The 13,283-nt window shown below is 38.2% G+C and carries 15 protein-coding genes; 1 reads left to right on the forward strand and 14 read right to left on the reverse strand.

Annotation, left to right across the window (positions count from 1 at the left end; translation table 11 throughout):
• Nucleotides 1-190: 190 nt before the first annotated feature.
• From N7Z68_RS00885 to N7Z68_RS00915, 7 genes are all read right to left on the reverse strand, one after another.
• Nucleotides 191-931, reverse strand: coding sequence for a YphF family lipoprotein (locus N7Z68_RS00885; protein WP_275116567.1), 741 nt, complete (start codon nt 929-931; stop codon nt 191-193).
• A 21-nt stretch (nt 932-952) separates the two neighbouring features.
• The gene (locus N7Z68_RS00890) at nt 953-1,156 is read right to left on the reverse strand and encodes a DUF2768 domain-containing protein (protein WP_275116568.1); all 204 of its coding nucleotides are present in this window, start codon (nt 1,154-1,156) and stop codon (nt 953-955) included.
• Between the two features lie 216 nt (nt 1,157-1,372).
• Entirely contained in the window at nt 1,373-1,627 is a 255-nt protein-coding gene (locus tag N7Z68_RS00895; RefSeq protein ID WP_275116569.1) for a stage VI sporulation protein F, read from the reverse strand.
• A 147-nt stretch (nt 1,628-1,774) separates the two neighbouring features.
• A complete protein-coding gene (locus tag N7Z68_RS00900; protein WP_275116570.1) occupies nt 1,775-2,818 on the reverse strand; it encodes an NAD(P)H-dependent glycerol-3-phosphate dehydrogenase in 1,044 nt (347 codons plus the stop codon).
• 212 nt (nt 2,819-3,030) lie between these two features.
• Nucleotides 3,031-3,639 (reverse strand): glycerol-3-phosphate 1-O-acyltransferase PlsY, encoded by a 609-nt coding sequence (gene plsY, locus N7Z68_RS00905; protein ID WP_275116571.1) that lies wholly within the window; start codon nt 3,637-3,639, stop codon nt 3,031-3,033.
• A 152-nt stretch (nt 3,640-3,791) separates the two neighbouring features.
• Complete coding sequence (gene der / locus N7Z68_RS00910; protein WP_275116572.1) at nt 3,792-5,105, reverse strand: ribosome biogenesis GTPase Der; 1,314 nt, start codon at nt 5,103-5,105, stop codon at nt 3,792-3,794.
• A gap of 161 nt (nt 5,106-5,266) precedes the next feature.
• The gene (locus N7Z68_RS00915; protein WP_275116573.1) at nt 5,267-5,887 is read right to left on the reverse strand and encodes a YphA family membrane protein; all 621 of its coding nucleotides are present in this window, start codon (nt 5,885-5,887) and stop codon (nt 5,267-5,269) included.
• 126 nt (nt 5,888-6,013) lie between these two features.
• Between N7Z68_RS00915 and N7Z68_RS00920 the strand changes: the two genes are divergently transcribed.
• Nucleotides 6,014-6,145, forward strand: coding sequence for a YpzI family protein (locus N7Z68_RS00920; protein ID WP_275116908.1), 132 nt, complete (start codon nt 6,014-6,016; stop codon nt 6,143-6,145).
• 64 nt (nt 6,146-6,209) lie between these two features.
• Here N7Z68_RS00920 and fni read toward each other — a convergent pair whose 3' ends face one another.
• The 7 genes from fni to N7Z68_RS00955 all read right to left on the reverse strand — a co-directional run bounded on the left by fni (nt 6,210) and on the right by N7Z68_RS00955 (nt 13,223).
• On the reverse strand, nt 6,210-7,262 hold the full coding sequence (gene fni / locus N7Z68_RS00925) for a type 2 isopentenyl-diphosphate Delta-isomerase (protein WP_275116574.1): 1,053 nt from the start codon (nt 7,260-7,262) through the stop codon (nt 6,210-6,212).
• Between the two features lie 9 nt (nt 7,263-7,271).
• Nucleotides 7,272-8,420, reverse strand: a complete 1,149-nt coding sequence (rpsA, locus tag N7Z68_RS00930; protein ID WP_275116575.1) for a 30S ribosomal protein S1 — start codon at nt 8,418-8,420, stop codon at nt 7,272-7,274.
• 103 nt (nt 8,421-8,523) lie between these two features.
• Entirely contained in the window at nt 8,524-9,105 is a 582-nt protein-coding gene (locus N7Z68_RS00935; protein ID WP_275116576.1) for a lysophospholipid acyltransferase family protein, read from the reverse strand.
• Between the two features lie 5 nt (nt 9,106-9,110).
• The gene (gene cmk, locus N7Z68_RS00940; RefSeq protein ID WP_275116577.1) at nt 9,111-9,782 is read right to left on the reverse strand and encodes a (d)CMP kinase; all 672 of its coding nucleotides are present in this window, start codon (nt 9,780-9,782) and stop codon (nt 9,111-9,113) included.
• Between the two features lie 153 nt (nt 9,783-9,935).
• Nucleotides 9,936-10,604, reverse strand: a complete 669-nt coding sequence (locus N7Z68_RS00945; RefSeq protein WP_275116578.1) for a flagellar brake protein — start codon at nt 10,602-10,604, stop codon at nt 9,936-9,938.
• Nucleotides 10,605-10,696: 92 nt separating this feature from the next.
• Nucleotides 10,697-12,052 (reverse strand): germination protein YpeB, encoded by a 1,356-nt coding sequence (gene ypeB / locus N7Z68_RS00950; protein ID WP_275116579.1) that lies wholly within the window; start codon nt 12,050-12,052, stop codon nt 10,697-10,699.
• A 16-nt stretch (nt 12,053-12,068) separates the two neighbouring features.
• Nucleotides 12,069-13,223: a cell wall hydrolase gene (locus tag N7Z68_RS00955; RefSeq protein ID WP_373323086.1), complete on the reverse strand. Its 1,155-nt coding sequence runs from the start codon at nt 13,221-13,223 to the stop codon at nt 12,069-12,071.
• Between the last annotated feature and the right edge of the window lie 60 nt (nt 13,224-13,283).

Raw genomic sequence — 13,283 nt, forward strand, 5'->3', positions numbered from 1 at the left:
CGGTGCAGACAAACTTCAGTATTTATCATCGTTATGAAGGACGCATCTTATTGTAAACTACACAAATGCTCCTTCCTCTTGTATGTATATGACTACCTAACAACTTTATAACCCTTTAACTGATAAAAAACATAAAAAAGTGCTAGGATCTCTATTAATAAAAGATCCTAGCACTTATTAGCACTTATTTTTAGTTCGAAACCCTTCCATATACTAAATCCATAAAATAAACTGGGTCACCTTGTTCGTCAATCGTATAAGGAATGGAAAACGCCGGGACAAATGGAGAATTTTCAACGAGAATGTCTCTGACATCATCACCATACGTATAGGAATGTTCAAACTCTTGTAAGGCCATATTAATATCCATACGATAATCAATTAATATTTGACCACTATTATCGATAAGTAACGGTAAGTAATTTCCAAAGTAAGGAGTTCTTACAGTTGGTGGTTCTTTGTAATTTAATTTTTCAAACTGTAGCGAAAACAAACCAGTATCTAGCATTTCATCAATCGGGGCCAGATCATTTTTACGCATATATTGATTTAACTGACCTTGCAGCCTTTGTATCTCACGCATTACAGAAAGATCTAGAAGTTTTACCTCAACTTCATCTTCTACATTCACTAAAACGTACTGATAAAGCCCGCCGCTTTCAAATGAATTCCCCGGTGGATTTTGCAAATAACGGGGGACTAATTGTCTAAAATCTACAGGATACTTCTGATAGATTGGTGTATCAATATCTCTGTTTTTTATTGGTAGAACCCCTGTATCTTCTTTAAATTGGGTAACAGCCTGTTGAACAGACAGTAATTGGTCAGGATAAGGTACTTGGTTTTCTACACGCTGTTCACTTGGATAGAGACATCCAGTTAATAACAGTACTCCTATCGTCATTAATATCATTCCAACAAAATTCTTCATGCAAATCAATCCTATTTCTTGTTATAGTGTAGCAGTTGGTCCACCAATTACAATTAAAAATACGATAAGTCCAGAGACCATTAGACAAATAAAAGAAAAAGTAAGAACGATCCCTCTAAAAATCCCTTTAAGTTTTAATTTACTAAATACTGCTGTAGCAACAGAAATAAACATTAAGATCATTGCAAAAAATGAAATATACATATTTATCATAGCTTGTGACATATCATCAACCTCCTTAATAACAAAATCTATTATATCATAGCAAAACTTTTCAATGAATTGAATACTTGTCCAAAAAGAAAAAAGTTGGAGAATAGGGGCACCTATCTCCAACCTGACTAAATCCTTCACCCTCATGTGACAGCCTTGATGATAGCCGTTCAATACATTATATGCTACAGGTGCTTTCTTGTCTTATACAGGAGCCCATTCCTCCACCTATTTCTTACCAAACATTTTCGTTAAAGACCCAAAATCCATCGGCATGTTATTGTTAATAATCGCTTTCACAATTTGATCTTCTTTTTCTTTTGAAACCGGTTTGTTTGCCATTTTAGCAACTTGCGCTATTAATTGACGAACTGTTTGCTCATCTTTTAAGTTCGCATTACTAACCGATTGCGCCAGCTTAAAAATATCTTCTTGCTTAACATTTGTTTTCTTTTCAATGTTATCAAAAAAGTTATTAGACAATGTATAGTCCTCCCTCATGAGTATTGTCATCATATCGTATGCGACATCAATTTCGCATGTGCATGAATACTCATAAATAACAGGTGAACCAACTGTTGGCAGGCTTTAGCTCGCACTGATCGACTTCACGCTAACTGTATTTATAACCTAATGCTCTTTATTTTGATTGGGAAGTAAACCCGAAAAGTCTTCGCCCTCATGTTTCTTTACTCTTCCCATTAATTCTTCTACAGCGTCATCTGGTTTCTTGTTATTAAATAGAACTTCGTATAACGCACTCGTAATAGGCATATCAACATCCACTTTTTGAGCAAGTAAGTAAGCAGCTTCTGTTGTACGAATTCCTTCAACTACCATGCCCATTTGATCCAGTACATCATCAATTGACTTTCCTTTACCTAACATATTCCCCGCTCGCCAATTTCGACTATGTACGCTCGTACAAGTCACTATGAGATCCCCTAGACCTGACAATCCGGAAAATGTTAACGGATTTGCACCAAGTTTAATACCTAACCTTGTTATTTCGGCTAAACCTCGCGTCATCAGAGCTGCTTTAGCATTATCACCAAACCCTAACCCATCCGTTAACCCTGCACATAAGGCGATTATATTTTTTAGTGCCCCACCAAGTTCCACACCAATTAAATCTGCATTCGTATATACGCGGAAACTTTGGTTCATAAATAGGTCCTGAGTTTGCTCGGCTGCATTCATATCCAATGACGAGACGGTAACAGTTGTAGGCTGACGTTTACTTACCTCTTCGGCATGACTTGGTCCTGATAAGACTACAATTGAATTAGAAAAGCCAGCTGGAAGCTCTTCTGCAATCACTTCTGAAACTCGTTTTGATGAAGAAGGTTCAATTCCTTTACTTGCATGGATAATCGGCACACCATCTTTAAGGTAAGGTTTGACCGCTTGCATAACGGTTCGCATAGACTTCGTCGGAACAACGAGTAATATAGCTTCGCTCTCCTTTAAGGCCGGTTCAATATTTGTATATGCTGTAATATTGTGAGGTAAATCTACATCAGGTAAATACTTCACATTTGTATGCTTTTCATTAATTTCCATTACTTGATCTTCTCTTCTTGCCCACATTCTTACATCATGATGATTATCTGCTAACACCATGGCTAAAGCGGTTCCCCAACTCCCCGCACCTAAGACAGCTATTTTTGACATATTGAAAATTCCGGTAACTAACAAAGAGCAGCAAAACCTTATGTTAAAGCTGCAAAGTTTATCACCAGAATTACACCTCCTTAATTAACTTCTCGGTTTATTAAACTCTCTATGTTTTCTTAGCTGCTTAAACTTACAGCCACTTAGTCTAAGTAAAATGAATGAAAGGGAGAAAAGATTTTCTCCCTGAACTTGAATGGTTACATCTTTCGTTAAGTTGTCGCTTTTTTACCCAGTTTATTTTCTGTTCCTTGAATAAGGCGGACGACATTTTGACGGTGTCTCCAGAAAGATAAAATAGTGACGATCAAACTTAAGTAAAAATAAGCCATTGGATATTGATAAAAGTTAGCAAGCAGGATCGTAGCAATCGTAGTTGCTACCATAAATAGCAATGACCCTAATGAAACAAAACGGGTTAAAGCAATGGAAATTATTGCAATTACTCCACCAATTAAAGCGGGAATAAAAACAATTGAAGCCATTACACCAATCGTTGTAGCCACACCTTTTCCACCACGAAACCCGTAATAAATAGGCCAGTTATGTCCAAGGATAGCAGCTAAACCCGCTAAAGCGGGTGCCCATCCTGGACCAAGTACCCACAATGTCACCAATACGGCAAGGATGCCTTTTGCCGCATCTAATAACAAGACAGAAACTGCTGGTCCAACCCCGAGTACTCGTAGTGTATTTGTTGCTCCTGCATTCCCACTCCCATGTTGTCTAATATCAACCTTTTTGATTTTTTTCGTTATGATATAGCTGAAACTAATTGAACCAATTAAGTAAGAAATAACAAATGCAATTATAATTTCCATTTAACTCTCCCCTACTGATTATAAAGTGAGTGCCCAATTTTCCTCGTTACAATAAATTGGGCGCCATTTCGTCTATTTTTAACCGAACGGCTTCAGCAACTCATTCCCCTAAAGTTGCCTACGTTGTTTTAATCAATAGTCTTCAGTTTAACCTAGTCACTTTTTTTACGCGCAAAGATTTTAATTGGCGTTCCTTCGAATTCAAACGTCTGTCTCAAACGGTTTTCTAGAAAGCGCTGATACGAAAAGTGCATAAGTTCAGGCTCGTTTACAAAGAAAACAAAAGTAGGCGGTCCAACAGCAACCTGTGTGGCATAATTAATTTTTAGACGCTTACCTTTGTCTGTAGGTGTTGGATTCATTGCAACAGCATCCATTACCATATCATTTAAGACACTAGTAGACACACGTAAGTTATGATTTTCAGAAACTTTCTGAACCGTAGGTAAGATATGTTGTAATCTTTGCTTTAGTTTTGCTGAAGTAAACAAGATAGGTGCATAACTTAAAAATAAGAAATGATCGCGTATTTTTTGTTCAAAGTTTTGCATCGTCTTATCGTCTTTAGCAATTGCATCCCACTTGTTGACAACAATAATTACAGCCCGTCCTGCTTCATGAGCGTATCCTGCAATCTTCTTGTCTTGCTCGATAATGCCTTCTTCTGCATTTAAGACAACTAAAACAACATCTGAACGTTCAATAGCTTTTAAAGACCTAAGAACACTATATTTTTCGGTTGTTTCATACACTTTTCCACGTTTTCGCATACCAGCTGTATCTATTAGTACATATTCTTGGCCATCACGTTCGAAAGGTGTATCAATCGCGTCTCTTGTCGTTCCTGGAATATTACTAACTATGACTCGTTCCTCACCGAGTAAGGCATTAACTAAAGAAGATTTACCTACATTCGGACGACCAATTAACGAAATTCGGATCGTATCCTCATCATACGGATCTTCTTCTTCATCAGGGAAGTGTTTGATCACTTCATCCAATAGGTCACCCAAACCAAGACCATGAGAACCTGAGATTGGAATAGGTTCACCAAGCCCTAAAGAATAAAACTCATAAATTTTTTCTCGTTGTTCAGGATTATCTATTTTATTGACTCCGAGAACTACAGGCTTTTTCGACTTAAATAACATTTTCACTACTTCTTCATCCGCCCCTGTAATTCCTTCTCTACCATTAACAATAAAGATAATTACATCGGCTTCTTTAATCGCAAGCTCAGCTTGCTCACGCATTTGCACTAATAACGGTTCTTCACTAAGTTCAATACCGCCTGTATCAATTAAATTAAAATCCCGATGGAGCCATTCTCCAGAACTATAAATACGATCACGAGTTACACCTGGCATATCTTCTACAATTGCAACTCTTTCCCCAACAATTCGATTAAAAATCGTTGACTTCCCTACATTTGGACGACCAACGATTGCAACAACTGGTTTGGGCATACTTTCACTACCTTTCTTTCTATAGTTACACTTTACAAATAATGTATTTGTCGTGCGGATGATTTTGGTAACACAACTAATCTATTCTAACAAATATAGTTGCTATTCGACAATTAGATTATTTTAAACCGCCTAAAATATCATCCATCCTCTTAATAGTATTAACGAAAAACACGGATATCTTTCCCTCTTGATGCAGGTAGTTTTCTTACATATTGACCCATATACTCACAGGATCGCTCAAAAGCATGCCAGCTGATAATAAAAACCGAAGCGATGGCGATCATATCAAAAAAAGTTGGCGTTCCAAGTAATTGCACTCCATATATACTTGAGAGAAATTTTTTAAACAATAACTCTCCTTGGATCAGACCTGAGACTGAAATGACCAGCCTCCCACGTAAATCCTTCACTAACACTACTATAATAATTGCAACAAGAGCTGATATCACCCACATTTTATCGACAAGTAAAAACATTACAGGATCATAAAGTTCAACGAGATGAAGTCCTGCGAACAAAAATGTTAATATCATTGATATAAATAACATGTACAACATCATTATGGAGTTATAGTTTGAAATAAACCCATAACAAAGAAAAGAAACGAGTAAATAAGCATAAGAAATATCGTACATACCTATTGTGAAAGACTTATTAAATAAAAATATGATTACAAGTAACCAAAAAGATATCCACGTTCGTTTTTTGGACTTCCTTAAATAAAAGGTACATATAATCCAGCTTATCCACATAAACCAAATAAACCAAATACCGTCCATGCGCTCATCACCACCTAACCTTAACATTATGCACAATTTTAAAAATACTAATCATTTATGCATAAAACTTACAAGGTTGTGAGACACTACTCAGGATTCTTAGAGATGTTTAAGGAGGGAATTATGATGGGCAAAGATCGCCAAGAACGGAAATTAAGAAAGTCGGATAAAGTAGAACTAGACAGAGACCAGGATTTAAAATATGGTGGTGCAACAAAACTTGAAGGTCCAGAAGAAGCACGTAAACGTCAACGCTAAATAAAACGAACAGACTTAAGACATAATTAAGAAAAGAGGCTCTACAGCCTCTTTTCTCTATTTCCTACCTCCGACTATACTCATCAGTAGAGAAACCTCTTTGTTTAAGCCAATGATAGGTTTGGCCACTTATAACAAGGGGGACCTTTTTTAATTCATTTACATTTTCCACACCTAAAGCCGTCATAAGCATTTTAATTTCAGAATGCATACTTTCAATTTCCTTAACTAATTCCTCTTCACCATCATCTAACAATATTTTAAGAAAATAGCCTGCTAATCCAGTTGCTGTTGCACCTAGAGAGAGTGCCTTAACAATATCAAGAGCGTTCTGAATTCCACCTGAAGCTATTACGTTCATAAAAGGTTGACTCTTTACAACTTCTACAATGGAGGAGGTGGTTTGTATCCCCCAGTCATTAAAAAACTGCAAGACCTTTTCACGCCTCATGTTTTCAATTTTAGAAAAGTTAGTTCCACCAAATCCGCCAACATCAACAATTGATACACCGGCATCAGCTAATTTTTTCGCTGCTTCTTTACTCATCCCATATCCTACTTCTTTAACAATGACAGGAACAGGTAATGCGTTAACTATCTTTTCTATCCGGTCAATCGCACCTGAAAAGTCCCGATCACCTTCAGGCATAACCAGTTCTTGAACAACGTTAAGGTGGATTTGCAAAGCATTTGCCTCAAGCATATCAACAGCTATTTTGGCTTGTTCAACTGTCGCTTCGCTGCCTAGGTTGCCGATGATGACACCTTTGGGATTTACCTTTCTTACAATACTATAAGATTCACGTTCCTCAGCATTTTTAATCGCTGCCATCTGTGAACCAACCGCCATACCAATGTTTGCACGTTTAGCTACTTCTGCTAAACGTTGATTTACATCTTTCGTACGCTCACCGCCGCCACCTGTCATTGCATTGATAAAAATCGGCGAACTCATAACAAGTTCGCCGATAGTCGTAGATATATCAACACGTTCACTATTCATATTAGGCAAGCTTTGGTGAACAAACTGCACATCATCAAATCCATGCTTTTTTTCTTGCCCTGTTTCAATCGCATGGGCAATATGTTCATTTTTTCTTACAGAACGAAGTGTCAAAGTTATCACCTACGATTTATACTTTTTTAGTTGATCTCCAATCATATCTCCTAAAGAAAAACCTGAAGGCTCCTCTTCATTTTTGGTATATTGTTCTGGAACTTCTTCCACTGTATCTTCTTCTTGTAATGCACGAATACTTAAAGAGATACGTTTTTCGCCAAGGTTAATATCGAGTACTTTTGCTTCCACTTTATCACCTTCTGTAAGAACTTCTTGAGGTGTGCCGATATGACGATTAGCGATTTGTGAAATGTGAACAAGCCCTTCTACACCTGGAGCCACTTCAACAAATGCACCAAACGAAACAAGACGCTTTACTGTTCCTTGTACAATATCACCCGTCTTAATTTCACCTGCAACTGTTTCCCAAGGGCCAGGCAATGTATCTTTTAGCGAAAGAGAAACTCTCTCTTTTTCAGCATCTACCGATAACACTTTAACTTTTACTTGGTCGCCTTCTTTGACAACGTCTGAAGGTTTTTCAACACGATGGTGAGCCAGTTGTGAGATATGTACCAGCCCATCCACACCGCCTAGATCAACGAATGCACCAAAGTCTGTTAAACGTTGTACCGTTCCTTCTACAACATCGCCTTCATTAATAGAGCTTAGAACAGATAACTTTTTATTTGTAACTTCTTCATCTAGGACAGCACGTTGAGATAAAATTAGCTTATTGTTTTCAGGCTCCATCTCAACAACTTTAAGGCGGAGTGTACGTCCTTTATAATCTGAGAAATCCTCTACGAAATGTCTTTCAACTAGTGACGCAGGAATAAACCCTCTAACACCCAGGTCAACAACAAGTCCGCCTTTAACAACATCAGCTACTTGCGCTTCAATCGTTTCTTGATTCACAAACTTTTCCTGTAACTCAGTCCATGCTTTTTCTGCTTGTACTGCACGTTTTGAAAGGACAAGTTCATCATCCTGTACTTTACTTACCTTTAACTCAACTTCATCTCCAACATTTAATACGTCACTTACCTTTTCGACGTGAAGACTTGACAATTCACTAATTGGAATAATGCCATCAACTTTGAAACCAACATCAACAAAAGCTTGTTTATCCTCTACTTTTGTAACTTTCCCAGTTACAGTGTCACCTACGTTAAAAGCTTTAATTGTCATTTCACTGTTCATCTCTTCCACCATGACGATTGCCTCCTTCAATGTCCAGCATCGGGACGAATATTACATTTTTTTATTACACCTTTCACGATGTGAAAGAACTGTACCATTTCAATAAATTATATTGTTACTTGTGCTTATGTAATAACTCAGCAATTGCTTTCATAATATAGTCTGTCACTTCACCTGACGAAGCTTTAGCAGCACGCAAGCTCTCCATCTCCAATGGTTCACCGTATATAACCCTCAACTTACTAAAAGGTTTATAGCTTCCAATGATCGCACAAGGAATGACCACTGCATCGGTACGCAATGCAAAAAAACCAGCACCCGCCAACCCTTTTCCTAACTTACCGTCTTTGCTCCTTGTACCTTCTGGAAAAAGACCAAGCGCTTCTCCTTCTTTAAGGATTTTCAACCCTAGCTTTAATGCTTGCTTATCACCAGCACCCCTCTTTACAGGAAAGGCACCAACTGCTGTAATCATACGGCCTAATAAAGGAACTTTGAATAGTTCTGCTTTGGCCATATAGTGAACTTTTCTTGGTACATATGAACCTAAAAACGGTGGGTCAAAATTATGGATGTGATTACTACAAAGTAAAACAGGTCCTTCTTTAGGTATATTTTCTAATCCTGTTGTTTCGACACGATATGTTGTAGAGAAAAATGACCTGCACAAACCTCGTCCAAATACATATAAATTCATGAAATTTAGAACCTCTCCTCAACTAAATGTAATATATTTTCAACCACTTCAGGTATTGACATATGTGTTGAGTCAATTACAACCGCATCGAATGCTTGTTGCAATGGGGCAAACTCACGATTTGAGTCTAAATCATCACGCCTGGCAATCTCCTCTTTTAACTGTTCGAGATCGGAAGAAAAACCTTTTTGAATATTTTCTTCATGTCTTCTCTTCGCTCGCTCTTCTACTGAAGCAGTTAAAAAAACTTTCACTTCAGCTTGAGGTAGAACATGAGTGCCGATGTCTCTTCCATCCATAACGGTTCCGCCATTCTCAGCCATCTTTTGCTGTTGCTTAACCATTTCAAGACGAACATCTTCATGGCTGGCTATGATAGACACAGTATTTGTAACTTCACTTGATCGGATTTCTTCGGTTACTTCTGTCTCATTCACGTATACTAAAGTACCTGATGAAGTAGGTTTAAGTATAATTGAAATCTTATCAAGTAATTCCCTTAGCTGCCTGCCATCCTTAGGGTCAATTGAGCGTTTTAAGGCACAATAGGTTAACGCACGGTACATTGCCCCAGTATCGATATATAAATAGGATAACTCTTCAGCTACCATCTTTGCTACGGTGCTCTTTCCAGCCCCTGCTGGTCCATCTATTGCTATATTTGATTTCCGTTTCATAATCCACCTCTACTACGATCCATCTTAGTTGTACAATTTTTATTCCAATAAAGGTAAAATAATCTAATAACACTATCATATCATACCATATTGAGCTAACAAAGGTCTAACGATTGTAACTAATAAACAAATATTCTTAACTTTCTAATAAATCTATTGCGCATGCTTCATTGCTAATTGTTTCTCAAAGCAAAAGCGAATAACCTTTTGTCGATCTTGATCTTTAATCTCAACAAATTGTAATGATACACGATCTTTTGAATCCGGGGTTGTTTTAAAAATTCTAACGATTTTACAAACAGCGGACACATAATTAATTTCTCCTGATTGCATATGAAGAACAAACCAGCATTGAACTAGACCACTCGGTGGCAGTGTTTTTCCGGATGGAAGTGTAAGTGCTGCTCCTCCACCACTAATATCCATCGTTACCGTTGTGAACGGGTCAAAAGGACCTTCCTTTGGATGAACTGCAACATCAACAGAAGTGTTAATTCGAACGTAGTTTCTTCTTTGTGTTCGAATGTATGAGCCAAAACCAGGGTCTGAAAGGATAAACATTGGGATGTTTCCTCTCTTCCTTCCCTGTAACGCAGTTTCAAAACTATATATCGCCTGGTCTTTACCAACATACCAGGCATTAAATTGAAAGCCTTCATAGAAAAAACCTAATTTTCCAGTTAACTCGTTCATCGGGTGGTCAACAATAAGCGTATTTTCCCCTTTGTCGACTAAGCGACATTTAAATAAAACTTCTTGATCTTCTAATCCTTCTAGGTCATTTTTCGGCTCAAGATGGATCGTAGTTCCTATCTCTATCATAGGAAAAATCCTCCTCAATATGTACATTTCTTCTCTTATTATCGCATGAATTTAGAAAAAGAAGAAGCAATTATTGCTTCTTCTTGTAAAAATTATGAAAGATTATAAACAGGTTCTGCATTATCTAATTTTTCTACTAACTCTTCTTGACCATCTTCGACGTTAATGAATATTCGGTACGTATCGTTATCGATTACACCGTAAAATTCATAACATAGTACTTCTTCACCAAGGTCATTTACAATAATAGCAAGGTGATCTTCCATCACTTCAAGCTTTCCATTTAAATGATCTCGAGCTTCTTCTTTTGTTATGTTAGGCTCTTCGAGATCACGATCATCCTTATGGTTTAATAAATAGTCCTCTGCTTCATAAGCAATAACATCACCATCATCTAATGCGACTTCGATGACGATATGGTCAGCATATACACGTACATTATCCTGTAAGTAAGCAAATTCAAATGCACCAATTGAGTCGTATTGTTTACTTTCAACAAGTTGCATTCCTTCAATGCCATTTCGCTCTAAAAATTCTTTAGCATTTTCAGCCGCTTCGTTCAAACTAATATTCCGTTCAGCAATTTCACGATATTGAAGGAACCAAAGAACATGCCCTCCACTTTCAGTAATATCCATAAAATAGTTTGTTTCATGGTTCGGGTCATCAATTGTTAGGCTATATGCCTTATATGCTAGGCCATCACCTGTTTCAGCTACATGTACCTCGACATTTTCATCGATGCCAATAAAGTCTAACGCTTTTTGTCTCGCCTCTTCTTCAGTGATTTTCTCACCATTTAGCCTTTCAGCCAAATCTTCATCATTAAATGCATCCATTTGGGAGAAGCCTGCTCCCCATTCAGTTTCACTATAACCTGTGACCTTTTCATTCACAGTTTCAAAACCGTTTATAACAGTATTATCTATTGGTTCATCTAAAGCTTGAAACTCTTGTTCAATATCCATCCATAACATATTGTTCCTTAATAACGACGCTTGCGCTTTCCTCAATTCATTTCTAACATCTGTAGACATATGGTATAGATGCTCAAGCGTATCGTATTCCTCGTCTGTTAATGGATCCGTTTCTAAATCACGGACAGCAGTTTTATAACTAAAGTCTCCTAAGTCATGAAGGAATTTTTCCGCTTCATGTAATTCCATCATTCCAAGAGGAAGCTGTCCAATTTCACTTTGGGCATGTGAAGTAACTCTCCAAATATCGGTAAGCTTGGGCGAAATGTGGCGCTTCGTGTTCATCGCTAATACTGCTCCTAAATCATCTTCTAGCTGGTCCACATGATAAACAAGAGTATGGTAAGCTCTTTGATAACCGGCTTCTACATTGTTTGCCAGCAGTGCATTTTGTTCATGTTCCGTATAGCCCCAATACGAAGTTGCAATTAAACCTAGTGCTAATACTCCAATAATTATTGATCGAATCATTTACATCACCTCCAACCTATTTAGCAAATACATGTTTCCCAATTGTTTTAATTTGAGGTCTTGACCATACCCAAGGAGATCTCGCTGTTGCTGGATTAAAGAAATACAATGCATGTCCTGTAGGATCTTGGCCATTGATTGCGTCCATTACAGCTCTTCTTGCTTCTTCACTCGGGTTATTATAAATCTCACCGTTTGCAACTGGTTCAAACGCACGCGGCTCATAAATAACTTCAGAAATCGTATTAGGGAAGTCCTCACTATTTACACGATTAAGAATTACTGCTGCTACAGCTACCATTCCTACATATGGTTCACCTCTTGCCTCAGCATAGACACATTGAGCCATAAGTTGAATGTCATTATCACTAAAACCTGCCGGGACATTCATGGCTTGCTCAATATTAGGTTCGTCTCCTGCCGGTGCATCTGGCGTTTCTTCAGCAGGTACTGGTTCTTCAGGTTCTGGTGCTTCTGGTTCCGGTGCTGCAGGCTCTTCTGGTTCCGGTGTTGGCTCTTCTGCAGGTGCTGGTTGTTCTGCTGGTTGTTCTGGCGCTGGTTGTTCCGGCGCTGGTTGTTCCGGCTGTTGTTCCGGTGTTGGTTGTGCTGGTTGTTGCTGTTGTTGTGGTGGTGCCTCTTGAGCCCGTGCATCTGGCGCTGGTGCAGGATCAGCCGGTTGCTCTCCTCTCGGTGCTGGTTGAGCTTGCTGACGCGCCTGCTGCTCTTCCTTAGGTGCTCCTTTTTGAGCTTTTTGCCCTCGACTACCTTTAGGTCCTTTTTGAATTTCTAGAGGGGTTGTACCATAATGAGTAAAAGAACGCCCTTCATTTAACGCTTTATGAACAAATTCCTTATTGAAATTCGTCGTCCGTTCTAATCTCTCTTTCATTTGCGGTCCTACGAGACCATCAACGTTGAGACCAAATTCATTTTGATAATTACGAACAGCCCAATACGTACTCCATCCATATACTCCATCGATTTTCTGATTATAAAAACCAATGTATTGAAGTCTTGCTTGCAACTCAACCACATCGTCGCCAGTTGCTCCACGCTGGATTATTTGGTCTGTAAATGCTTGAGCTGTCGGCTGTAAAACACCCCCGAACATGATAGTAAAGCAAATTATTGTAACAAGGGGGTATTTTAACTTGTTCGCCATTGTCTTCATGATGTCCTTACCTCCTTAATTGTGTTGCTTTTTCTTAATCATGGATATTTAACCATTTCG

The sequence above is a fragment of the Alkalihalobacterium chitinilyticum genome, from assembly GCF_029028005.1.
Classification (GTDB): domain Bacteria; phylum Bacillota; class Bacilli; order Bacillales; family Bacillaceae_F; genus Alkalihalobacterium; species Alkalihalobacterium chitinilyticum.